At 59.7% G+C, this 21,722-nt stretch carries 21 protein-coding genes; 7 read left to right on the forward strand and 14 right to left on the reverse strand.

Translation table 11 applies throughout. The features are described 5' to 3' along the window. Window positions 1-26 precede the first annotated feature (26 nt). The 7 genes from PI91_RS21735 to PI91_RS21760 form a co-directional block, all read right to left on the reverse strand. Window positions 27-1,346 carry an MFS transporter gene (locus tag PI91_RS21735; protein WP_039267101.1) on the reverse strand — a complete coding sequence of 440 codons (1,320 nt, stop codon included), beginning with the start codon at window positions 1,344-1,346 and terminating at the stop codon, window positions 27-29. After that, window positions 1,339-2,844 (reverse strand): signal transduction histidine-protein kinase/phosphatase UhpB, encoded by a 1,506-nt coding sequence (gene uhpB, locus PI91_RS21740; RefSeq protein ID WP_039267102.1) that lies wholly within the window; start codon window positions 2,842-2,844, stop codon window positions 1,339-1,341. The genes PI91_RS21735 and uhpB overlap by 8 nt, the downstream gene beginning before the upstream one ends. Beyond that, the gene (uhpA, locus tag PI91_RS21745; protein ID WP_021242693.1) at window positions 2,841-3,434 is read right to left on the reverse strand and encodes a transcriptional regulator UhpA; all 594 of its coding nucleotides are present in this window, start codon (window positions 3,432-3,434) and stop codon (window positions 2,841-2,843) included. The genes uhpB and uhpA overlap by 4 nt, the downstream gene beginning before the upstream one ends. Window positions 3,435-3,516: 82 nt before the next feature. Further along, window positions 3,517-3,804 carry an acetolactate synthase small subunit gene (gene ilvN, locus PI91_RS21750; RefSeq protein ID WP_008500144.1) on the reverse strand — a complete coding sequence of 96 codons (288 nt, stop codon included), beginning with the start codon at window positions 3,802-3,804 and terminating at the stop codon, window positions 3,517-3,519. 3 nt (window positions 3,805-3,807) lie between these two features. Continuing rightward, window positions 3,808-5,496, reverse strand: a complete 1,689-nt coding sequence (gene ilvB, locus PI91_RS21755) for an acetolactate synthase large subunit (protein WP_023293706.1) — start codon at window positions 5,494-5,496, stop codon at window positions 3,808-3,810. A gap of 106 nt (window positions 5,497-5,602) precedes the next feature. Then, entirely contained in the window at window positions 5,603-5,701 is a 99-nt protein-coding gene (gene ivbL / locus PI91_RS25910; protein ID WP_057979964.1) for an ilvB operon leader peptide IvbL, read from the reverse strand. A gap of 342 nt (window positions 5,702-6,043) precedes the next feature. Next, a complete protein-coding gene (locus PI91_RS21760; RefSeq protein WP_000343760.1) occupies window positions 6,044-7,264 on the reverse strand; it encodes an ISL3-like element ISKox3 family transposase in 1,221 nt (406 codons plus the stop codon). A 282-nt stretch (window positions 7,265-7,546) separates the two neighbouring features. Between PI91_RS21760 and tisB the strand changes: the two genes are divergently transcribed. The 4 genes from tisB (at window position 7,547) to emrD (ending at window position 10,403) form a co-directional block, all read left to right on the forward strand. Next, window positions 7,547-7,636, forward strand: a complete 90-nt coding sequence (gene tisB / locus PI91_RS25090; RefSeq protein ID WP_008500146.1) for a type I toxin-antitoxin system toxin TisB — start codon at window positions 7,547-7,549, stop codon at window positions 7,634-7,636. Between the two features lie 64 nt (window positions 7,637-7,700). Then, window positions 7,701-8,147, forward strand: a complete 447-nt coding sequence (locus PI91_RS21770; protein WP_023293705.1) for a GNAT family N-acetyltransferase — start codon at window positions 7,701-7,703, stop codon at window positions 8,145-8,147. 62 nt (window positions 8,148-8,209) lie between these two features. Beyond that, window positions 8,210-9,043, forward strand: coding sequence for an EamA family transporter (locus PI91_RS21775; protein WP_039267103.1), 834 nt, complete (start codon window positions 8,210-8,212; stop codon window positions 9,041-9,043). 175 nt (window positions 9,044-9,218) lie between these two features. After that, window positions 9,219-10,403: a multidrug efflux MFS transporter EmrD gene (gene emrD / locus PI91_RS21780; RefSeq protein ID WP_039267104.1), complete on the forward strand. Its 1,185-nt coding sequence runs from the start codon at window positions 9,219-9,221 to the stop codon at window positions 10,401-10,403. Here the strand turns inward: emrD and PI91_RS21785 are convergent. Further along, complete coding sequence (locus PI91_RS21785; RefSeq protein ID WP_039267105.1) at window positions 10,306-11,394, reverse strand: cellulase family glycosylhydrolase; 1,089 nt, start codon at window positions 11,392-11,394, stop codon at window positions 10,306-10,308. The two genes, emrD and PI91_RS21785, sit on opposite strands and share 98 nt — an antisense overlap. Before the next feature lie 84 nt (window positions 11,395-11,478). After that, the gene (dsdC, locus tag PI91_RS21790; RefSeq protein ID WP_039267106.1) at window positions 11,479-12,405 is read right to left on the reverse strand and encodes a DNA-binding transcriptional regulator DsdC; all 927 of its coding nucleotides are present in this window, start codon (window positions 12,403-12,405) and stop codon (window positions 11,479-11,481) included. A 204-nt stretch (window positions 12,406-12,609) separates the two neighbouring features. On the opposite strand from dsdC, the gene dsdX reads away from it, so the two are divergent. Both dsdX and dsdA read left to right on the forward strand, forming a co-directional pair. Then, window positions 12,610-13,947, forward strand: coding sequence for a D-serine transporter DsdX (gene dsdX, locus PI91_RS21795; RefSeq protein WP_039267107.1), 1,338 nt, complete (start codon window positions 12,610-12,612; stop codon window positions 13,945-13,947). Window positions 13,948-13,964: 17 nt separating this feature from the next. Further along, complete coding sequence (gene dsdA / locus PI91_RS21800; RefSeq protein WP_021242686.1) at window positions 13,965-15,251, forward strand: D-serine ammonia-lyase; 1,287 nt, start codon at window positions 13,965-13,967, stop codon at window positions 15,249-15,251. An 83-nt stretch (window positions 15,252-15,334) separates the two neighbouring features. On the opposite strand, the gene PI91_RS21805 is transcribed toward dsdA, so the two are convergent. The 4 genes from PI91_RS21805 to PI91_RS21820 all read right to left on the reverse strand — a co-directional run bounded on the left by PI91_RS21805 (window position 15,335) and on the right by PI91_RS21820 (window position 19,053). Continuing rightward, window positions 15,335-15,682, reverse strand: coding sequence for a DUF202 domain-containing protein (locus PI91_RS21805; RefSeq protein WP_039267108.1), 348 nt, complete (start codon window positions 15,680-15,682; stop codon window positions 15,335-15,337). Further along, complete coding sequence (locus PI91_RS21810; RefSeq protein ID WP_008500156.1) at window positions 15,672-16,019, reverse strand: YidH family protein; 348 nt, start codon at window positions 16,017-16,019, stop codon at window positions 15,672-15,674. Before PI91_RS21810 ends, PI91_RS21805 begins: the two co-directional genes overlap by 11 nt. 92 nt (window positions 16,020-16,111) lie before the next feature. Further along, window positions 16,112-17,434, reverse strand: coding sequence for a 6-phospho-alpha-glucosidase (locus PI91_RS21815; RefSeq protein WP_039267109.1), 1,323 nt, complete (start codon window positions 17,432-17,434; stop codon window positions 16,112-16,114). Further along, on the reverse strand, window positions 17,431-19,053 hold the full coding sequence (locus PI91_RS21820; RefSeq protein WP_039267110.1) for an alpha-glucoside-specific PTS transporter subunit IIBC: 1,623 nt from the start codon (window positions 19,051-19,053) through the stop codon (window positions 17,431-17,433). The genes PI91_RS21815 and PI91_RS21820 overlap by 4 nt, the downstream gene beginning before the upstream one ends. A 221-nt stretch (window positions 19,054-19,274) precedes the next feature. Here PI91_RS21820 and PI91_RS21825 point away from each other — a divergent pair, with 221 nt between their 5' ends. After that, window positions 19,275-20,018, forward strand: coding sequence for a GntR family transcriptional regulator (locus PI91_RS21825; protein WP_039267111.1), 744 nt, complete (start codon window positions 19,275-19,277; stop codon window positions 20,016-20,018). Here the strand turns inward: PI91_RS21825 and PI91_RS21830 are convergent. Then, window positions 19,989-21,650 carry a putative transporter gene (locus tag PI91_RS21830; protein ID WP_039024540.1) on the reverse strand — a complete coding sequence of 554 codons (1,662 nt, stop codon included), beginning with the start codon at window positions 21,648-21,650 and terminating at the stop codon, window positions 19,989-19,991. The genes PI91_RS21825 and PI91_RS21830 overlap by 30 nt on opposite strands. Window positions 21,651-21,722: the final 72 nt, after the last annotated feature.

Here is a 21,722-nt window from a genome sequence, read left to right on the forward strand (position 1 = left end):
CACTCGGGGTGAAAAGGTGAGGCGCATCACATCACGCTGGCTTCACGCGGGGCCTGCGCATGTAAAAACGGCAGCAGCAGCAGGGCGGAAATGCCCGCCGCGATGGCGATCACCGCGAAGAAGCCACTCCAGTGCCAGATGTCGATGACCCGCGCCAGCGGCCAGCCGGAGAGCGATGCGCCGAGGTAGGCAAACAGCCCGACAAAGCCCGTCGCCGCGCCGGCCGCCTCCTTGTGCGAGCACTCCGCCGCCGCCATGCCGATCAGCATCTGCGGGCCAAAGACGAAGAAGCCGGTGGTGAAGAAGCACGCCGCCTGCATGACGTAGCTGGCGAACGGCATCAGCCACAGCGAGCCAACAGAGAGCAAAATCCCGGCGGCAAAAATCAGGTTCATCGGGCCGCGGTTGCCGTTGAACAGCTTATCCGAGCCCCAGCCCGCCACCAGCGCGCCGATAAACCCGCCCAGCTCGAACATTGTCACCGCCGAGTTGGCGGTCACCAGGTCCACGCCGAGCGTCTCGGACATGTACAGATTGCCCCAGTCGTTGATAGCCGCGCGCACCACGTAGACCAGCACGTAGCAGAGCGAGAGGAGCCAGATGTAGGGGTTTTTCAGCACGTATTTGGTGAGGATCTCCCTGCGGGTCAGCCCCGCGCCCTCCTGCTGCTGGGCAATCTCCATCTCGTCGTGCCGCCAGTCGCCCACCGCAGGCAGGCCCACGGTCTGCGGCCTGTCGCGCAGGCGCCAGCAGAGGAACAGCCCGGCGACAATCGCCAGGCCACCGGCAATCATCATCCCCGCGCGCCAGCCGTAGTGCAGCGCCGCGGCACCCACCACCATCGGGATCAGCGCCCCGCCGACGTTATGTGCGGTGTTCCATATCGCCCACCAGCCGCCGCGTTCGTTGCGCGAGTACCAGGCGGTGAGCAGACGCGCGCAGACCGGCGCGCCCCAGCCCTGGAAAAAGGCGTTCAGCGCCCACAGCAGGGCAAAGGCCCACAGCGAGGTGGAGAAGCCAAACAGAATATTCACCACGCCGGTGGCGATCAGCCCAACGCCCATGAAATAACGGGCATTTGAGCGATCGCTGACGATGCCGGAGAAGAACTTCGACAGGCCGTAGGTGATATAAAACAGCGTCGCCAGCAGGCCGATGTCGGTGCGGGTCATCACGCCGCTCGCGAGGATCTCCGGCGCGGCGGCGTTGAAGCTTTTGCGGGTAAAGTAGAACAGCGCGTAGCCGAGCCAGATAGTGATCAGGATATGACGACGCCAGTAGCGGTAGCGGGCGTCGATCTCCGCTTTGTTGCCTATCGGCGCGGCGTTTGCGGGGGTTTTAAACATGGTGGCTCCTTAGCGGCAGGCTGACGCTGACGCGCGTCCCGTGGGTGCAGGAGAGGCTCAGCGTGCCGCCAAGCGCCTTCACGCGCTCGCGCATGCCCGCCAGGCCAAAGCCCTGCTGGCCGGAGCCCGGCGGCAGGCCGCAGCCGTCATCTTCAATCACCAGCATCAGGCGCTCGTCCTGCTGCCAGCCCTGGATCGTGACCGCGCTGGCGCTGGCGTGCTTGACGATATTGTTCAGCCCTTCCTGACAGACGCGGAACAGGGTTACGCGCTGGCCTTCGCTCAGCGCAGGTTCGCTAATGCGCCAGTCGAGATGGCTGACAATGCCGCGGCTTTCCAGCTCCATCTCGCGCATCAGGGAGCGTACCGCCTGCTCCAGCGACAGGTCGTCAAGCTGGCGCGGGCGCAGCCTGCCGAGCAGGCGTCGCACCGAGTCATACACGCCCAGCGAAAGCTGTTCAATATGCGCCCCGCCCTGCTTCACGCCTGCGTTTTCTGCCGCCAGGCGCTGGACAATGCCCGCCTGGGTGCGGATGGCGGTGATCGTCTGGCCGATGTCATCGTGCAGCTCGCGGGCCACCTCCTGCCGCACGCTCTCTTCCGTCTCCAGCAGGCGTTCAGCCAGACGCCGGTTGCGCGCCAGCTCGGTCTGCAGGGACTGGTTCAGCTCGCGCAGGCGCTGAATGCCCGCCCCGAGCAGCAGCCCGGTCAGGCTCTGGGCCAGCAGCGAGAGCAGCAGATCCACCGGATGGTCGTGCCAGGTCTGGCTGGCGATCAGCGCGATGGCGTTCATCAGGGTGGCGATCAGCGCCCCCTGCCAGCCATAGTGCCAGGCCAGAGCAATAATCGGCAGCGCAAGGCAAAACGGCGTGAAGCGTGAAAGCTCGGCGGGCAAACCCAGCTGAAGCCAGAGGCTCACCACGAACAGCAGCAGATACCAGATGAGATGCCGGGCGCGCCAGTTCACCGGTTGGGACACCAGCCCCGGACCAAGCGGTTGCCAGACGGTGCTGGTGAGGTAGTGCCAGATCACGAGGCAGGTGGGTGCCAGCGTCAGGCCACCGGTGAGGGTCAGCAGCAGAGCGTTGAGCATCTCCTTGTCGCCAACCCACGGCAGGGACTGCAGCAGCGCGGCGGCAATCAGCGCCGCCCCCTGGCGCAGCAGCGTGCGCCAGTCGCGCTGGTGACGATAGCGGGAAATGAGCGCAACGGGGAGAAGCGTGAGCAGACTTCCGGTCATCAATAAGGGCAGATGCGCGAGGGCCACTTCCTGCGCCAGCCAGACCAGCAGCAGCCACTCTGCGCCCAGCAAAACGGGCCAGTAGCCGCGCGGGCACTGGAGCATTAACCCCAGACGCAGGCCGAAGGGGAACAGCAGTACCGCCAGCTCAGGACGTTCCACCAGATGCAGGCTGATGCTCCACAGGCAGAACCACGCGGCGGAGAAGATAAAAAAGCTGGCAACGACGGCGATCAGCCGCGAAAAGACGGGACTCATTGCCAGCTGTCGAACATGCGGCGCGCCAGCTCGACGTCGTTGCTGACGTTGAGTTTTTCCATCAGGTTGGCGCGATGGACGTGCACGGTCTTCGGCGACAGATCCAGCTCGGCGGCAATCTCTTTTACCGACATCCCCTGCGCGAGCTTCTCAGCCACCTGACGCTCGCGCCGGGTGAGCGGATCCTGTCGTCCGGCCGCCAGCTTGATGGCGATTTCCGGCGTCAGGTAGCAGCCGCCGGTGGAGACGGTGCGCACGGCGGCAATCAGCTCGTCCGGGCTGCAGCGTTTAGAGAGGAAGCCGCGTGCGCCCGCGTTGAGCGCCTGCTCGACCAGCGCCGGACTGTCGTGGACCGAGAGCATAATGGTCGCCATTCCTTTCGGCAGCTGGCTTAACAGCTCCAGCCCGGAGAGATCCGGCATTGAAATGTCGCAGATACAGACCTGCACCCCGCGCCCCGGCAGGCCCGCCAGCGCCTCGCGACCGGAGCCAAACTCGGCCACGACCTGGAAATCCGGTTCGAGGTTGAGAAGCTGGGCAAAGCCAGAGCGGACGATAAGGTGGTCGTCGATAAGGGCGATGGTGGTCATGTGTGTTCCTGCGGTCTGAAAAAGCCGGATGGCGCTGCGCTTATCCGGCCTACAAGAGCGAAAGACGCTTACCTTAAGCGATCTATTCGAAGAACACCGCAATTTTGTTAAACATGGTGGGATCGGACTGGTTGCGCGCCACGTTGGTGACGTCCTCCAGCTTGTCGATCTGCGCCATCATCTGCTCCAGACGCTGGTCATCGTTGACCAGTAGCCAGATGCGGCTGTGCTCACTGCCCTGAATCGGCAGACAGAGAATGCCTTCCACGTTAAACGCCCGGCGGGCAAACAGCCCGCAGACGTGGGTCATGACGCCAGGGTGGTTGCGGACGGTGAGTTCCAGAATGACGTTATCATGTTGTTTCTGCATGGCTTATTCTCCCACCATCTCAGTATTTGCCGCACCCGGCGGCACCATCGGATACACTTTTTGTTCAGGGTCGATACGCACGTGGATCAGCGCCGGGCCCGGACGCGAGATCGCCGCCTGCAGCGCCGCGTGGGCATCCTCTTCCGCGTTCAGATCGCAGGTGTGCAGGCCAAAGCCGGCGGCAATCTGCATAAAGTTAATCATCCCCGGATAGGTCGCCGCAAACACGCCCTGCTTGTAGAACAGGCTCTGCTGCTGGTGCACCAGCCCCAGCGCCTCGTTGTTCATCAGGATGATTTTCACGTCTAACTGGTTTTCGGCTGCGGTCGCCATCTCCTGAATGTTCATCATCAGGCTGCCGTCACCGGAGAAGCAGATGACCTTGCGGTCCGTATTCGCCAGCGCCGCGCCCACAGCTGCGGGCAGGCCAAAGCCCATGGTGCCGAGGCCGCCGGAGGTCAGCCACTGGCGCGGACGGTTCAGCGGGTAGGCCTGGGCGGTCCACATCTGGTGCTGGCCCACGTCGGTGGTGATAATCGCGCTGTCGTCCACGCAGGCGGCCACGGCGTTGATCAAGCCGTAGTGGCTCAACGGGTCGCCTTCAGTTGGGATCGCGCCCGGGAACTCGCGCTGCAGATCGGCCACCAGCTGGCGCCAGTCGGCGCGATCGGTCGCGTCGGTTTGCGGGATCAGCTGCGCCAGCACTTCGGCTACGTCCCCCTGAATCGCCACGTGCGGCTGCTTGATTTTACCCAGCTCGGCGCGATCGATATCCACGTGAATAATTTTCGCGTTCGGGCAGAACTCCTCGGTTTTGCCAATCGCCCGGTCATCAAAACGTGCGCCCATCACAATCAGCAAATCCGCCTCTTGCAGGATATAGTTGGTGCTGCGCGCGCCGTGCATGCCCAACATCCCCAGGGACAGCGGGTGCGCTTTTGGCAGCATACCCAGCGCCATCAGGGTCATGGTGGTCGGCAGGTTGGCTTTTTCCGCAAACTGGCGGATTTCATCCGCAGCGTTAATCGCCCCGCCGCCCAGATAGAGCACCGGACGTTTGGCGGCGTTAATCATGGCGGCGGCGTCGCGCACGCTCTCAGCGCTGAACTCCGGCGCAGGGGCACGCTCGCCCGGCTCCGGCAGCACGTCGATCTCGATCTCTGCGGTCTGGACATCCTTAGGAATGTCTATCCACACCGGGCCCGGGCGGCCGGACTGCGCAATGCGGAACGCATCGCTGATAACCTGAGGAAGCTCGGCGATGTCGCGAACTAAATAGTTATGTTTGGTGATGGGGATAGAGATGCCGTAGGTATCGACTTCCTGGAACGCATCGGTGCCGATCATCGAGGACGGCACCTGGCCGGTAATGCAGATCAGCGGAATGGAGTCGAGACGCGCGTCGGCGATGGCGGTCACCAGGTTAGTGGCGCCCGGCCCGCTACAGGCCATACAGACCGCCGGTTTACCCTGGGTACGCGCCATGCCCTGGGCGATAAAGCCTGCGCCCTGCTCGTGGCGCGCCAGCACGTGGCGGATCTGTGTGCTTTGGCTTAACGCATCATACAGCGGCAGTACCGTGCCGCCGGGGATGCCCGCAACCGTGGTGATGCCCTGTCGCTCCAGCAGATGAACGATCAGCTGCGCGCCGGTAAAACGCGTCTTGGTGGATGTTGTGCCCGAACTTGCCATGCTCCAGTCCTTTTCTTCTGAGCCGACTATCCGGGGAGGGTCCTAAACGAAAAACCCCGCCCGGTTTGCGCCGGCGGGGTTTTGGATTCGTGTGTTGATCCAGTCCCTACGGCGCATTGCCGACGACCACCACCACACGCACGACGACCACTGCGGCTGGTTGCGCAGTTTTTAGTAGGGTCGAAGTGAAGATGGATGAAGTCATTGGGGACCTGTGTTTGGAATCATTGATGGAATTTATACAAACACAGGTTTTCGGGCGTGACAATGGAAATATTTTCATCTGCGCAAAAATGCGTCAGGGATCACGTTTCGTTTGTTGGGGGATGAAAACAAAAAACCCCGCCGAAGCGAGGTTTTTATCAGGGTTTTGCGGTTGGTCGCCGCAGAACACACTGTGTTACGTCAACGCAAAAAGTATACGCGATCGAAGACGAACGCGCAATTCCGGCACGGATTTTGACGTTTTTGAGTATGGATCGCCTTCCAGATTTTGTCTACAAAATACTGTTCATACGTGGGTCTTCCCCGATCATGGTGGGAAGGCTCAGAACGCCATATTCAGCTTTCCGTAGTGGAACATCACCCCCAGTTTAAAGCGCTCCCGGTTTCGGTATCCCCTGGCTTTTATCCTCAGCAGCCTGATCTTGCTGTTAAGTGCCTCCGCATTTCCGTTTGAGACACTGTGTCGCATCGCATTCAGGATCCCGTACAGCCTTTTTCCTATCGTTTTCGCGGCATTTTTCATCATGGGAACGTCACTGTTAGCCGCCAGCGCCAACCATCTCTGCCAGTCACTCCGTCTTTCCTCGCTCCATGGCCTGTTCCAGATATCCTTTGCCAGCTCTTTCAGCGCCCAGCACTGGCTCGTCAGCTTCATCTGTGCACGCAGCCACATCAGCTTTTCCTGCCGGGATTCGGTCATCCACTTATCGCTGTACTGCCACAGGAAGCGGGTTCCTTTTGCCTGGTGTCGGCTTTCAACAGGGAGGTGCGGATGTTCATTCTGACGGGTTTTATCAACTACCTCGCCCAGTTGCTTCGCCACATGGAAGCGGTCAAAGGCGATTTTCTCAACCGCACTGGGTAAGTGGATACGCGCTGCTCTTATATAGCCCGCGTTCATGTCCATTGAGAGCGTTTTGATAGCCAGCAACTGCCCATCAGTGAGCGTGCGAAGATAGCCGGCAAGACTCTCTGTGCCGCGATCATCCGTTAAGGCCAGCGCCCGACCATCGCGATCGGAGATCACCGTTATGTAACGATGTCCTTTTTTAAAGGCGACCTCATCCACATTCATATGACGGGCGGATAATGGCTTTTTTATCCGGGCAAGACCTCGCTTAACTGCCCGGGTCATAATGCCGTCAACCGCATTCCAACTGAGCTTAAGTTGCTTCCTGACAGCATCAACGGTGCTGATTTTCAGCCATGAGAGAACGAACGATTCGAATAGCAACGTATACCGACTTCCGGGGCCAGCCCACGGAACAGGCAACGTCAGGCAGCCATGCTCCGGACACATAATTCGTGGAACATCGGCTTCAACAATAGTGGTGAACTGGCAGGTATCAAGATGGCGCCATTTACGATGACGGTGATCGTGAACAGAACAGGATTTACCGCAGGTCGGACAGGCTAGCCGGGTGTTTTCAGCGATCTCAATAGTGACAGTAACAGAACCGGCATTTTCATCGAGAGAAAGGGACTTTACCTGCCACGGATCGGACAGGTTGAGAATATGAGCGTAGAGGGACTTTTCGTCCATGGCGGTGACCTCTGGCGATTAAATACACCATTATCATGCCTTCAGCCACCACAACAAGGGAAGACCCTCATACGTACAGTATTTATCTATACTGAGGGTGTTCGCAGTGAGCGAGGGGGCCGCAGTTCTACCGGCGCAACGAAGTCCTGGCTGAAACGGGTGGTGCCGTCAGTGCCTTAACCCCTGAAGTGAGCACACTGTGTTACGTCAATCCAGGTGCTGGCAACAGGCGGCGGAAAGGTACGCCAGCATCGTGCTCCTTTTAACCAAAAGGAGACGCGTATGAGCGTAGTGGATATGGTGATACTTATCCTCAAACTCATTGTTGCAGTACTGCAACTGCTTGATGCTGTCCTGAAATTCGTTCGGTAATTCAGGTTCAAGTCGCACCTGAGAGGGGCGGGCAACCGCCCCTCTTTAATAACGAGGGAATGCTATGTCGCGTCTGTTAATTGAGCCTGTCACGCCCGACGAGCCGGGGTATATCGCCCTGAAGGCGGAAAGTATCGCATCGAATTTCAACATGCTGCGCAGGCTGGAAGAGAGCTGGCAGCGGGGTGAGAACCGCTTTAACGCGCCGGGTGAAAAGCTGCTGGGGGCGTTTCTCAACGGCAAGCTGGTTGGCGTGTGCGGTCTGAATCGCGATCCGTTCAGCCAGCAGCCGCGCGCCGGGCGTATTCGCCATCTCTACGTCAGCGAGAAGTGCCGTGGGCTGGGGATTGGCAAGCAGCTTTTAACCGTCGTGATGGCCGATGCCAGCATCTGGTTCGATTTCCTCAATACCCATGCGCCGGACGCTGCCTACGGGTTTTATCGCCAGGCAGGGTTTACGCTGGTCTCGGACGAACCGCGGGTGACGCACCGCCTTTTTTGTGCGGTGTAACCGGCTGGCAGCTTCAGGACGTGAATGTTACAGTTGAGTGACAACTCATCACCCGACACGCCATGACCCTCACCGTATTCTGCATTTTACTCTTCGCCGCGCTGCTGCATGCCAGCTGGAACGCCATCGTCAAAGCCGGAACGGACAAGCTCTATTCCGCGATTAGCGTCAGCGGGTCCGCCACGCTGATTGCTCTGGTGCTGCTCCCCTTCTCTCCCCAGCCCTCTGCCGAAAGCTGGCCGTTTTTGATTGTCTCCTGTGCCTTACAGGTGGTGTACACCGTGCTGGTGGCAAAGACCTATCAGGTCTCCGATATGAGCCAGACCTATCCGCTGATGCGCGGCACCGCACCGCTGCTGGTGGCGCTGATCAGCGTGCTGGCGCTTGGCGATCGTCTCTCCTGGCTCGCCTGGGCCGGTATCGGGGTAATTTGCCTGTCTATTCTGGCGATGGCGATGAACGGGCGCATGAAGTCACGCAAGGGGATCTGGCTGGCGCTGCTGAATGCCTGCTTTATCGCCGGGTATACGCTGGTGGACGGCACCGGCGTGCGGCTGTCGGACACCGCGCTGGGCTATACGCTGTGGACCTTCTTTATGAACGGCTTCTGCCTGCTCGGCTGGGCGATGTTGGCGCGTCGGCGCGAGGCGTCCGGCTACCTGCGCCTGCACTGGAAAAAAGGTCTGCTCGGCGGCGTTGGCACCATGGGCTCTTACGGTCTGGCGCTGTGGGCGATGACGCAGGCACCGCTGGCGGTGGTTGCGGCGCTGCGGGAAACCTCCATACTCTTTGGCGCGCTGATCGCTTTTTTGCTTTTAAAAGAGAAGGTTGCGGGCCTGCGCATCGCGGCGGCGCTGGGCATTGCCGGCGGCGCCATTCTGCTGCGCCTGGCGTAAAGCACTGGCAACATTAGTTGCCGTTCTTGTTTACAAATCCTGCCTTTACCGGTTTTTTCATTCACCGCGACAATGCTTAAATTGTCATCTCTCTGTGGTAGATTCCTCGCGCATTTATGGGAATGCGCAGTCACTTATTCTTCATTTTTCTCTTTTGGCAAAAGTATTCAGCGACATGAAAAAGCAACGGAACGTTAACTTATTGTTGATGCTGGTGTTACTGGTGGCCGTCGGTCAGATGGCGCAAACCATCTACATTCCGGCGATTGCCGACATGGCAAAGGAATTGAACGTCCGCGAGGGCGCGGTACAGAGCGTAATGGCGGCCTACCTGCTGACCTATGGCGTTTCGCAGCTCTTCTACGGCCCGCTCTCCGACCGCGTCGGGCGTCGCCCGGTGATCCTGGTGGGCATGAGTATTTTCATGGTGGCGACGGTAATTGCCATTACCACCCATAGCCTGACCGTACTGATTGCCGCCAGCGCCCTGCAGGGCGTTGGGACCGGCGTTGGCGGGGTGATGGCGCGAACCTTACCGCGCGATATGTATCAGGGCACCCAGCTCCGTCATGCTAACAGCCTGTTGAATATGGGCATTCTGGTCAGCCCGCTGCTGGCCCCGCTGATCGGCGGCCTGCTGGACACGATGTGGTCCTGGCGCGCCTGCTACGCCTTCCTGCTGGTGCTCTGCATGATTGTCACCTTCAGCATGGCGCGCTGGATGCCGGAAACGCGTCCGCAGGACGCGCCGCGCACGAAGCTGATCGCCAGCTATAAAACGCTGTTCGGCAACGGCGCGTTTACCTGCTACCTGCTGATGCTCATCGGCGGCCTGGCGGGCATCGCGGTGTTCGAAGCCTGCTCCGGCGTGCTGCTGGGCGCGGGGCTGGGCCTGAGCAGCATGGTGGTGAGCATTCTGTTTATTCTGCCGATCCCGGCGGCGTTCTTCGGCGCGTGGTTTGCCGGTCGACCAAACAAGCGCTTCTCCACCCTGATGTGGCAGTCGGTGATCAGCTGTCTGCTGGCGGGTCTGATGATGTGGATCCCGGGGCTGTTTGGCGTGATGACCGTCTGGACGCTGCTCATCCCGGCGGCGCTGTTCTTCTTCGGCGCGGGGATGCTGTTCCCGCTCGCCACCAGCGGCGCGATGGAGCCGTTCCCGTTCCTCGCAGGTACGGCGGGCGCGCTGGTGGGCGGTTTGCAGAACATCGGTTCCGGTGCGCTGGCCTGGCTTTCAGCGATGATGCCGCAGACCGGGCAGGCTAGTTTGGGCCTGCTGATGACGCTGATGGGGCTGCTGATTTTACTGTGCTGGCTGCCGCTGGCGTCGCGTGTCCCGCATCACGAGCAGCCGGTTTAACCGCATGATGGCCCGGCTTCTCGCCGGGCTTTTCACAGACGGGCGCAATCATCGCCTGCAGTAACGGCTCTGGCGCTGGCCGCCAGGCCCCCTCTTCCCCGTCGTAAAACTGGAAGTCCGCGTTAAGCGCATACGGAATTTTCGCCTTTTGCAGCTCGCAGGCCATAAAGGTGGCGAACGCGACTTGCGAGGCGGTTGGCGTAAAGCGGCTTGATTCTCCCACGCCCCAGCCCCCGACCCAGCTAACGTGCCCGGTTTTTTGCTGCCAGTGCAGCGCGGCATTGATGCGGTTACGGATAGCCGCTTTCTCCGCCGCCGTGCCGGACGTCCACGGGTATTTACCGCCATTTTTCAGCGGCCCCCACGGGAAAATATGCCACTCCGCCAGCAGATAGGTTTGGCTGTGCGCGGGCAGCTTCAGGCTGGATAACTCCTCCGGCGCGGCACGCAGGCGTGGCGCAATGAAGATCATGCGCTGCGGGTCGATGTCGTGGATCGCTTTAATGGTTTTTTCATACACGCGGTTTAACGACGCGAGATTGTGGTTAAGCTTGTCGGCGGGCTCATAGATGAGATCAAAACCCAGCAGCGGGTAGCTTTGACCGAAATAGTGCGCCACGGCAATCCACCAGTTGACCGTCTCTTTCTCGTTATCGGCTTTCGGGTCGTTTTTATATTCATCAGCCTGATACGCGACTATCGGGATCACGCCATACTGCTCACAGGCTTCTACCAGCTTGCGCAGGTGGATCAGCCGCGCTTCCGTCGGCTCGTCGGCCACGCGGATGCGCACGTGGGTAATGCCTTTAGCCCGAAAATCGCGGACCACCAGCGGATCGAATTCGCGTATGCCGCGCTCGGTGCGCGCCCAGTCCACATCCATCCCGACGCCAAGCTGCTGCGCATAACGGGCAGCCGTCAGCGGCGGCTCAGCGGCAATGGCCCAGCCGGAAGAGATCAGTAACGCGGTCGCTATAAGAGGCTTTAACACGGTTTACCCTGGATAAATCGAAAGCATTACCTGTATTTAGCACGCTTTTTCACATTTGGTGTAGCGCGAAAGCGTAATAATTCTTCAACCTGCCAGTTCTCTCAGCCAGCCGATAAAGGCGTCTATTTTCGGCCACTGTCGGCCCGAAAGCGTCGAAACATAGTAGTGCTGATGGCATTTCAGGGTCTTGTCACCAAACGGGGCGATCAGTTCGCCCCGTTCAAGCCGTTTTTGCACCAGCCGCTTTCTCCCCATCGCGACGCCGACGTGGTTGATGGCCGCAATAATCGCTAAGTCGGAACGATCGAAACCAATACCCGACGATGGCGGCATATTCACCGCAAAGTGCTGCGCCCAGCTCAGCCACTCATCCGTACCGGAATCATTGCTCCAGGCCTGACGGTCATGCAGCAGCGTGCAGTGGCTAAGGTTATCGGGGTTTTTCAGCAGCTCATGCTCGCGGGCATACTGCGGCGAGCAGACGGGCAAAATCTCTTCGTCCATCAGGAAGTGATGAGACAGATGGTTTGGCGGCTTATCGTCGAAATAGAGCGCCAGATCGACGCCCGTTCGCTGCATATTGACGTAATCATTGCCGGTAAGGACGGTAAGCGATATTGACGGATAGCGGCGGGTAAAGTCGCCCAGCATGGGTACCAGCCAGCACTGAGCGATCGACGGCCGGGAGTAGACCGTCAGCGTGCCGGACAGCGCCTGGTTTTTGATGTCCAGGATCTCCTGATTCAGGGTGTCGAGGGACGATTTTAGCGTCCAGTAAACGCGCTTTCCCTCCTGCGTCAGCTCAACTTTACGGTGCGAACGGACAAACAGCTGAATACCGAGCTCTTCTTCGAGCAGGTTGATGCGGTGGCTCACCGCGCTGGGGCTGAGCGACAGCTCCTCCGCCGCCAGCGCGAAGGATTCATGTCGAGCCGCCACTTCAAAGGTGTACATTTTCGACAGCTGCCAGCCGTTTAATAGCCGGTTTCTGGCTTCATTTGCATCGGTCATCACAATTCTCACGCGTGGTTTCTGCGCTCAGCATACTGTTTAAGGGTGAATTTATGTGAACCTAATGCGGATTAAGTGCGTTTTTTAGAGCGCAGTCACTCAGTTGATTCAATCTGGCTCACCTGAACGCCAATTTATATCGTTTGTCAGCCCACGCCGCTTTTTCGTCCAATATCCCCAGATGACATAAGGGTGAGGTGAGATATGGGATCTCAGGTCTGGGTTGTGGCAACGCTGCTGGTCAGCATTGTGTTGATTGTTTTAACCATCGTTAAGCTGAAGTTTCACCCGTTCCTCGCGCTGCTGCTGGCGAGCTTTTTCGTCGGCGCAATGATGGGAATGAGCCCGCTGGATATGGTAAACGCCATTGAGAGCGGGATTGGCGGTACGCTGGGCTTCCTGGCAGCGGTGATTGGTCTGGGCACCATTCTCGGCAAGATGATGGAGGTTTCCGGCGCGGCAGAGCGCATCGGGATTACGTTGCAGCGCTGCCGCTGGCTGTCAGCAGACGTGATTATGGTGCTGGTGGGCCTGATCTGCGGCATTACGCTGTTCGTGGAAGTGGGCGTGGTCCTGCTGATCCCACTGGCGTTTTCCATCGCCAAAAAGACCCACACGTCGCTGCTTAAGCTGGCCATTCCGCTCTGTACCGCGCTGATGGCGGTGCACTGCGTGGTGCCGCCGCATCCGGCCGCGCTGTTTGTGACCAATAAATTAGGGGCGGACGTTGGGACGGTAATCGTCTACGGCCTGCTGGTGGGCCTGATGGCCTCTCTGGTCGGCGGCCCGCTGTTCCTGAAGCTGCTCGGCAATCGTCTGCCGTTTAAACCGGTTCCGGCGGAATTTTCAGACCTGAAGGTGCGGGAGGAGCATACCCTGCCGTCGCTGGGCGCCACGCTGTTTACGGTGCTGCTGCCGATTGCCCTGATGCTGGTGAAGACCATCGCTGAACTGAATATGGCAAAAGACGGCACGCTGTATACGCTGCTGGAGTTTATCGGCAACCCCATCACCGCCATGTTTATCGCCGTGTTTGTCGCCTACTACCTGCTGGGCATCCGCCAGCATATGGGCATGGGCGCGATGCTGACCCATACGGAGCACGGCTTTGGCTCTATCGCCAACATTTTGCTGATTATCGGCGCGGGCGGCGCGTTCAACGCCATCCTGAAAACCAGCGGACTGGCGGACTCGCTGGCGCAAATTCTCTCGAACCTGCACATGCACCCTATCCTGCTCGCCTGGCTGGTGGCGCTGGTGCTGCATGCCGCCGTAGGCTCCGCCACGGTCGCGATGATGGGCGCCACGGCCATCGTCGCGCCGATGCTGCAGCTCTACCCGAACGTCAGCCCGGAGATCATCACCATTGCCATCGGTTCCGGCGCCATTGGCTGCACGATCGTGACCGATTCCCTCTTCTGGCTGGTGAAGCAATACTGCGGCGCGACCCTGAATGAGACCTTCAAATACTATACGACGGCGACGTTTATCGCCTCGGTGCTTGCACTTGGCGGCACATTCCTGCTTTCTTTCATTATCTGAGCGCGAAGAGACGTATTATGGAAAACGCAACTATCACCACTTTAACCGCACAGTTTCCTCTGGTTGAGGATCTGATTGCCCTGAAAGAAACCACCTGGCTTAACCCGAACACCACCACGCTTGAAGAAGGGCTGCCCTATGTCGGGCTGACCAAAGCCGACGTGGACGATGCCCATGCGCGCCTCAACCGCTTCGCGCCGTATCTGGCGAAAGCCTTCCCGGAGACGGCCGCAACGGGCGGGATTATTGAATCTGAACTGGTCGCCATTCCGGCAATGCGGGCGCGGCTGGAGAAAGAATCTGGCAAATCCATTCCCGGCACGCTGCTGCTGAAAAAAGACAGCCATTTGCCGATCTCCGGCTCGATTAAAGCGCGCGGCGGTATCTATGAGGTGCTGACCCACGCGGAAAAACTGGCGCTGGATGCCGGGTTGCTGAGCGTTGAAGACGACTACAGCATCCTGCTGGAGCCGCGCTTTAAGGACTTCTTCAGCCAGTACAGCATTGCGGTAGGCTCAACCGGCAACCTGGGGATGTCCATCGGCATCATGAGCGCACGCATCGGCTTTAAGGTGACGGTGCATATGTCCGCCGACGCCCGCGAGTGGAAAAAAGCCAAACTGCGCAGCCACGGCGTCATCGTCGTGGAATATGAGCAGGATTACGGCGTGGCGGTGGAGCAGGGACGCAAAGCGGCGGAAAGCGATCCGAACTGCTTCTTCATTGACGATGAAAACTCCCGCACCCTGTTCCTGGGCTACGCGGTGGCGGGCGAGCGCCTGAAGGCACAGTTTGCCGCTCAGGGCCGCGTGGTGGATGCCGATCATCCGCTGTACGTCTACCTGCCGTGCGGCGTCGGCGGCGGCCCCGGCGGCGTGGCGTTTGGCCTGAAGCTGGCCTTTGGCGATAACGTTCACTGCTTCTTCGCGGAGCCCACGCACTCCCCGTGCATGCTGCTGGGCGTTTACACCGGCCTGCACGATGAGATCGCGGTGCAGGACCTGGGCATTGATAACGTGACGGCGGCGGACGGGCTGGCGGTAGGACGCGCCTCCGGCTTCGTGGGCCGCGCGATGGAGCGCCTGCTCGACGGGTTCTATACGCTTTCCGATCAGAGCATGTACGACATGCTCGGCTGGCTGGCGCAGGAGGAAGGCATTCGGCTGGAACCGTCCGCGCTGGCGGGGATGGCCGGGCCGCTGCGCGTGCCTTCAGATGCCAGCGTTACCCACCTGGTGTGGGCGACCGGCGGCGGCATGGTACCGGAAGACGAGATGGCGAAGTATCTGGCTAAAGGGCAGTAATTCTGCCGGGTGGCGGCTGCGCCTTACCCGGCCTACGGTTCGCGGCAGTTGTAGGCCCGGTAAGGCGTAGCCGCCACCGGGCTTTAAAAGCTCACAATTTGCTGAATGTGAGTCACTGCGAAGAGTAAAGACAGCGACAGCACAGCCAGCGCGATGAGGAACTTATCCCGCACCGCCTTCGGCTGCACAAAGTCGTCCTGCGCTACGTCCATCAGGTTACGACTGCGGGTATAGCGCAATAAAACGATTGCCACCAGCGCCAGCACAACAAGCGAGATCCAGAACGGCACCCCGGTGCGGTGCCAGTTGTGCTTAATCGCCAGGGCGATCAGCGCGCCATACCCCAGCAGCGTGCGCAGCCAGGCGAGTGACGTCCGCTCCGGCTGCAGGCCGGGGTCCGCTTCGCGTCGCGCTTTGCGGCTATCCGCCATAGAACACCAGCCCCATCACCACGCCCGCCACCGCCAGCAAAATCGCGCTGATGATGAGTAACCCACGCGTATAGGGCAGATCCTGCTTCAGACGCATCGCCTTCTCATTGCGCAGCCAACGCAGGTAGCCGTAAATCGCCAGCACGCCCGCGAACAGGCACAGCAGCAGCGCCAGCACCTCGCGAATCAACGGCGTGGCGAAATCAGGCGCGAGCTGGTCGAGCCCCACCCCGGCGGCAAGGAATCCCAGCGCGGTGCGGATCCACGCTAAATACGTGCGTTCATTAGCCAGCGAGAAGCGGTAGTCCGGCGCTTCGCCGAGGCGGGAAATTTTCATGAAGGTTCCTTGTCGAGCTACGGGCAGGCTTCAGCATAGCGTAAATCGACAAGGACAAGGAGACCGGCATCGGGCGATGCCGGTCAGGACGATCAGTGCAGCGCTGGCCAGTACTCTTTGTTGGCCTCGATCAGGTCATCCAGAATCGCTTTCGCGACGGACGCGCTCGGCACGGTTTTCGACAGGGTGATCGCCTGCCAGAGTTTCTGGTACGAACGCTGCTCCCAGGCATCCACCACCAGTTTTTCCACCGCCACCTGCTGGCTCATCAGCCCTTTCTGGAAGTGCGGAATATCGCCCACCGTAAGCGGCTCCGGTCCGTTATGGCCGACCAGACAAGGGATCTCCACCATCGCGTCGGCATCAAAGTTATGGATGGCCCCGTTGTTGGGCACAATCAGCAGCATGCGTTCCTGGGTATTAAAGGCAATCGCGGTCGCCAGATCGACGATGTACGACGCATGTTCGTCGATTTCCAGCTCGCCGGCGGAGGATTTGCCCGCCTCGATAATCGCCCGGCATGAACTGAATACATGCTTCTCACGGTGGTCCATGACCTCATTGGCGCGGGTGCGTTCCGGGTTGGAATGCGCGACCACGTAGTCCGGGAACAGGTAATACTTCAGATAGGTGTTCGGCATGGTGTCCGGATCCAGCGCCTGCACGTCTTTGGCTTTGGCGAAGGTATCGTTCCAGCTCGCCTCGGTGTGCGCATCGTCAGACGGCGGTACATAGCCGTTTTTCGCCACGTATTCGCGCAGTTTCGGCATCAGATCGTTGCCGTTAAGATCTTCAATCGACGTCCACCAGCCGAAGTGGTTCAGGCCATAGTAGCGCACGCGCATCTCTTTGCGGTCTTTCAGGCCGACAATCTGCGCCATGCGCCCTTCAATGCCGATCGGCATATCGCATATGTTGAGAATTTTGGCGTTCGGACGCAGGCGGCGCGTGGCCTCCGCAACAATCGCCGCCGGGTTGGAGTAGTTCAGCATCCACGCGTTCGGAGAGTACTGCTCCATGTAATCCACCAGCTCCAGCACGCCGCCGATAGAGCGCATGCCGTAGGCGATCCCGCCCGGGCCGCAGGTTTCCTGGCCCAGCACGCCGTGGCGCAGCGGGATTTTTTCATCCTTTTCACGCATCGGGTATTTGCCCACGCGGATATGCGCCATCACGAAATCGACATCGCTAAAGGCCGCTTTCGGATCGGTGGTGTAGCTGAATTCAATCTCCGGGGCCTGCTCCTTAAGGATGATTTTGCACGCTTCGGCGATGGTTTCCTGACGCGCGCCGTCGTTGTCATAGAACTTCAGGGCGCGCAGCGGGAAACGGTCACGGTTGGCTAACAGCATCAGGACGATACCAGGCGTAAAGGTGCTGCCGCCGCCTGCAATGACAACTGAGAATTTTTTCATGATATAGCCTCTGTCAGGGTGGTTTGTTCATTCGTTAAGGAAGTTTTCATCAGCGATTCCAGCTGGTCGCGCACCTGAGGAACGTGCAGGCCGACAATCACCTGAATGCCGTTGCCGCGTCGCACCACACCGTGGGCGCCAAGGGCTTTGAAGACGTCATCACTTTGTGTTTTCGCCATATCGACCAGGGCGATGCGCAGGCGGGTGGCGCAGTTGTTGATGCTGTCGATGTTGGCCGCGCCGCCCAGCGCCTGCAGGAACCCGGCGGCCTGCCCGACCTGCTGGCTGGCCGCGGCCGGGGCGGTAGTTTGCCCGCGCGCCGCCTTATAGTCGGCCTTGCTGTAGAGCTTGATTTCGCTCTCTTCCCGGCCCGGGGTTTTCAGGTTCAGACGCGCAATCAGCGTTTTGAAGACCACGAAGTAAACTCCGGTAAAGCAGACGCCAATGCCGATCTGGGTGAACACCGTCGAGGCGTGGTTGTGGAACATCGGGATCCAGTTTTGCGGCAGGAACTGGTCCAGCAGGCCGCCGCCCATGTTCCCGACCACGCCGAAGGTGTACATCACCGTTGCCATGGTGGCCGCCAGCACGGCGTGAACGGCAAACAGCAGCGGCGAGATAAACAGGAAGGTAAATTCGAGCGGTTCGGTAATACCCACCAGCACCGCGGTAAGCGTGGCCGGGACCAGTAGCCCCGCGACCTTGACGCGGTTTTCCGGCGACGCGGTGTACCAGATCGCCAGCGCAATCCCGACCGAGCCAAACACTTTGGAGTTGCCGTGCAGCGCGAACCCGCCTTCCGGGAAGAGGGTTTTCAGCGGCAGGGTGCTCTGGCTGAATTCCTGCAGGTGCTGCGCCCAGTAGACCTGAATCCCCCCTTCCACCGCCGCCGGGCCAAAGATGAACGGACCGTAGACGAAGTGGTGCAATCCGGTTGGGATCAGAATGCGTTCCAGGAAGGTATAGACCCATACGCCCAGCGCACCGGCAGAGCGCAGGAACGCCTGCAGGGACTCAATGCCCATCTGCACTTTCGGCCAGCCCAGCAGCGTCAGCCAGGCGCAGGGGATCATGACGAAGAACGCGAGGATAACGACAAACGAGCTGCCCTGGAAAATCCCCAGAAACACCGGCAGCGGCTTGTCAAAATAGCGGTTGTGGATGGCGGTGACGATGCCTGAAATCACGATAGCGCCGATGATGCTGGTATCGAGCGTTTTGATCCCGGCAATCATCGCCAGCCCGCTTCCCGCCGTCGGTTCGGCGGAGAAGTCGACGCCGAAGAAGTGGCCCCAGGTCATCCCCATCGCGTTGATGAAGTAGTTCCAGGTCAGGAAGCTAATCAGCACCGCCAGACAGGCGCGGCCCTGGGCCTGCTTCGCCAGGCCAATCGGCAGGCCGACGGCAAAAATCAGCGGCATATTGCGGAACACCGCCCAGCCGCCCTCTTCAATGATGTGAACAATCTGCGCGAAAAGATGATCGGGGGCCGTTAAGGCTTCGCCGACAAACAGCGGGTTGCGAAGCATGATGGCGATTCCCACCACGATCCCGGCGAACGGAAATAGCAACACCGGGGTAAACATGGCACCGCCAAAACGTTGTATTTGACTGAGCATTTTTAAATCCTCATGAAACAACCTGTAGGGGTAGAGGCCTTTATGGTTTTTTGCTGGCCTGAGGTGAGCATAAGAACTTACTGATGCGCGAACATGGCGTGCCGCTGCGATTCGTGATCGCATTCATGGTTTTATTTTGACCAATCAGGTCTACTTTTTACGGTAAATATGGACATGTCAGGACGCCATCCACGCCCTGATAAGGGCAGAGAGGTCTACTGGTGATCTACAAATCCATTGCTGACAGATTGCGGCTGCGGCTGAATTCGTCGGACTACAATATCGGCAGTCCGCTGCCGGGCGAGAAAGCGCTGGCGCAGGAGTTCGGCGTGGCGCGAATGACCATCCGCAAGGCGCTGGATCTGCTGGTGAGCTGGGGGTTGGTTGAACGGCGGCACGGCAGCGGCACGTTTGTGTCACGCAAAGACGTTCACCACGAAACCACCAACCTGACCGGGCTGGTGGAGGTGCTGCGTCAGCAGGGAAAAGAGGTGCAGAGCAAGGTGCTGCAGTTTGAAGTGATGCCCGCCCCGCCCGCCATCGCCAGCCAGCTGCGAATTCAGGTGGATGAGCGGATCTACTTTTCCCGGCGGGTGCGCTACGTGGACGGAAAACCGCTGATGCTGGAGGACAGTTTTATGCCGGTGAAGCTGTTTCGCAATCTGTCGCTGGCGCATCTTGAAGGGTCAAAGTTTGATTACATCGAGAAGGAGTGCGGGATCACCATCAGCGGCAACTACGAGAGCCTGACGCCGGTGCTGGCCGATAAGCAGCTGGCCGGTTATATGAACCTGCCGGAACAGACGCCGCTGCTGCGTATCACCTCCCTTTCCTACAGCGACAGCGGCGAGTTCCTCAACTATTCCGTGATGTTCCGAAATACCAGTGATTACCAGGTGGACTACCATCTGCGGCGCATACACCCGGAAGATTTACTAGCTCATCCCCCAGAACAGCACCGCTAGTAGCTGCGGGGTGATGATGCGCAGGAACATCACCAGCGGGTAGACGGTGGCATAGGAGAGCGCGGCCGCGCCGCTGGTGGTGTGCAGGTTATTGGCAAAGGCCAGCGCGGGCGGATCGGTCATGGAACCCGCCAGCATGCCGCACAGCGTCAGGTAGTTCATTTTGGCGAACATCCGCGCCAGTATGCCCACCGTCAGCAGCGGGATCGCCGTGATAAAGATGCCGTAGCCGACCCAGCTCATCCCTTCACCCTTGACCAGGGTGTCGACGAAATCCCCGCCGGACTTCAGCCCGACCACCGCCAGGAACAGCACGATGCCCAGCTCGCGCAGCGCCAGGTTGGCGCTCGGCGGCATAAACCAGTAGAGCTTACCGATGCAGCCGATACGCCCGAGGATCAGCGCCATAATCAGCGGCCCGCCCGCCAGGCCCAGCTTGAGCGCCACCGGGAAGCCCGGCACGTACAGCGGGATGGAGCCGAGCAGCACGCCGAGCCCGATACCGATGAACACCGGTAGCATCTGCACCTGCTGCAGTTTTTGCTGCGCGTTACCCACCATATCCGCGACGGCGTCAATGGAAGACGGGCGCCCCACCAGGTTGAGGATATCCCCGAACTGCAGGCTGGCCTCCGGGCTGGCGACCAGCTCGACACCCGCACGGTTAAGGCGGGAGATCACGACGTCATAACGCTCTTTTACCTGCAGATCGCGTATTTTTTTGCCAAGGACGTGCTCGTTGGTTACCACAACGCGTTCAACGCGCATATCGGTGCCGCGCGTTGAGAGCGAGGTATCCACTTCCTGACCAATCACCAGACGGGCATTGTTCAAATCTCCAGGCTGGCCCACCAGGTGCAGCAGATCGCCTTGCTGAATAATGGTGCCGGGGGCAGGCACCATCAGCATATCGTCGCGCTTAAGGCGGGAGCAGATAATATTGGCGCTGTTCAGGATCGGCACGTCCTGAATCGCCATATTGTTCAGGTTGGGGTTATCGACCCGAATGTTGATGGTTTTGATCGGCATATGGCCGTTGGTAAGCGTGGTTTCGTGGTCCTTCGCCTCTTTATCGACGTTAATGCGAAACAGGACGCGGACCAGCCACATGGAGAGCAGAATGCCGCAAATACCAAACGGATAGGCCATGGCGTAGCTCATCCCCATCTGGTCGACGATGCCGGGTTCGATGCCCAAATCGCGCAGGATTTGCTGCCCCGCGCCGAGCGCAGGCGTGTTGGTGACCGCCCCGGAGAAAATGCCCAGCACCACGGGCAGCGGGATAGCAAAGATTTTATGCAGAATGGCGGTGACCAGCCCGCCCATCACCACAATGCCGAGAGCAAACAGGTTGAGCCGTAAGCCGGAGACCCGAAGTGAGGCGAAAAAACCCGGCCCCACCTGAATCCCGATGGTATAAACGAACAGGATCAGGCCGAACTCCTGGGTAAAGTGGAGCATTTCGGCGCTCAGCACCAGCCCGAGCTGGTCGGCAAAGTGGCCGACAAAAATGCCGCCGAACAGCACCCCGCCTATCCCAAACCCGACGCCGCGGATTTTGATATTCCCTATCCACAGGCCAACAACAGCGACCAGGGCCAACACGCTGACGGTTAACGCGATATCACTCATGATCCACTTCCTTGGCATAACCTTAGTTATGCTAAGGATTCTCTCAGAGCCGTGGGCGGTTGTATGGGCGAT

The organism is Enterobacter sp. FB (assembly GCF_000805795.1).
Taxonomy (GTDB): domain Bacteria; phylum Pseudomonadota; class Gammaproteobacteria; order Enterobacterales; family Enterobacteriaceae; genus Enterobacter; species Enterobacter roggenkampii.

Coding starts and splice junctions, on each gene's coding strand:
- PI91_RS21735 (WP_039267101.1), bottom strand. CDS start 1,346: ATGTTTAAAACCCCCGCAAACGCCGCGCCGATAGGCAACAAAGCGGAG.
- uhpB (WP_039267102.1), bottom strand. CDS start 2,844: ATGAGTCCCGTCTTTTCGCGGCTGATCGCCGTCGTTGCCAGCTTTTTT.
- uhpA (WP_021242693.1), bottom strand. CDS start 3,434: ATGACCACCATCGCCCTTATCGACGACCACCTTATCGTCCGCTCTGGC.
- ilvN (WP_008500144.1), bottom strand. CDS start 3,804: ATGCAGAAACAACATGATAACGTCATTCTGGAACTCACCGTCCGCAAC.
- ilvB (WP_023293706.1), bottom strand. CDS start 5,496: ATGGCAAGTTCGGGCACAACATCCACCAAGACGCGTTTTACCGGCGCG.
- ivbL (WP_057979964.1), bottom strand. CDS start 5,701: ATGACTTCATCCATCTTCACTTCGACCCTACTAAAAACTGCGCAACCA.
- PI91_RS21760 (WP_000343760.1), bottom strand. CDS start 7,264: ATGGACGAAAAGTCCCTCTACGCTCATATTCTCAACCTGTCCGATCCG.
- tisB (WP_008500146.1), top strand. CDS start 7,547: ATGAGCGTAGTGGATATGGTGATACTTATCCTCAAACTCATTGTTGCA.
- PI91_RS21770 (WP_023293705.1), top strand. CDS start 7,701: ATGTCGCGTCTGTTAATTGAGCCTGTCACGCCCGACGAGCCGGGGTAT.
- PI91_RS21775 (WP_039267103.1), top strand. CDS start 8,210: ATGACCCTCACCGTATTCTGCATTTTACTCTTCGCCGCGCTGCTGCAT.
- emrD (WP_039267104.1), top strand. CDS start 9,219: ATGAAAAAGCAACGGAACGTTAACTTATTGTTGATGCTGGTGTTACTG.
- dsdC (WP_039267106.1), bottom strand. CDS start 12,405: ATGACCGATGCAAATGAAGCCAGAAACCGGCTATTAAACGGCTGGCAG.
- dsdX (WP_039267107.1), top strand. CDS start 12,610: ATGGGATCTCAGGTCTGGGTTGTGGCAACGCTGCTGGTCAGCATTGTG.
- dsdA (WP_021242686.1), top strand. CDS start 13,965: ATGGAAAACGCAACTATCACCACTTTAACCGCACAGTTTCCTCTGGTT.
- PI91_RS21805 (WP_039267108.1), bottom strand. CDS start 15,682: ATGGCGGATAGCCGCAAAGCGCGACGCGAAGCGGACCCCGGCCTGCAG.
- PI91_RS21810 (WP_008500156.1), bottom strand. CDS start 16,019: ATGAAAATTTCCCGCCTCGGCGAAGCGCCGGACTACCGCTTCTCGCTG.
- PI91_RS21815 (WP_039267109.1), bottom strand. CDS start 17,434: ATGAAAAAATTCTCAGTTGTCATTGCAGGCGGCGGCAGCACCTTTACG.
- PI91_RS21820 (WP_039267110.1), bottom strand. CDS start 19,053: ATGCTCAGTCAAATACAACGTTTTGGCGGTGCCATGTTTACCCCGGTG.
- PI91_RS21830 (WP_039024540.1), bottom strand. CDS start 21,650: ATGAGTGATATCGCGTTAACCGTCAGCGTGTTGGCCCTGGTCGCTGTT.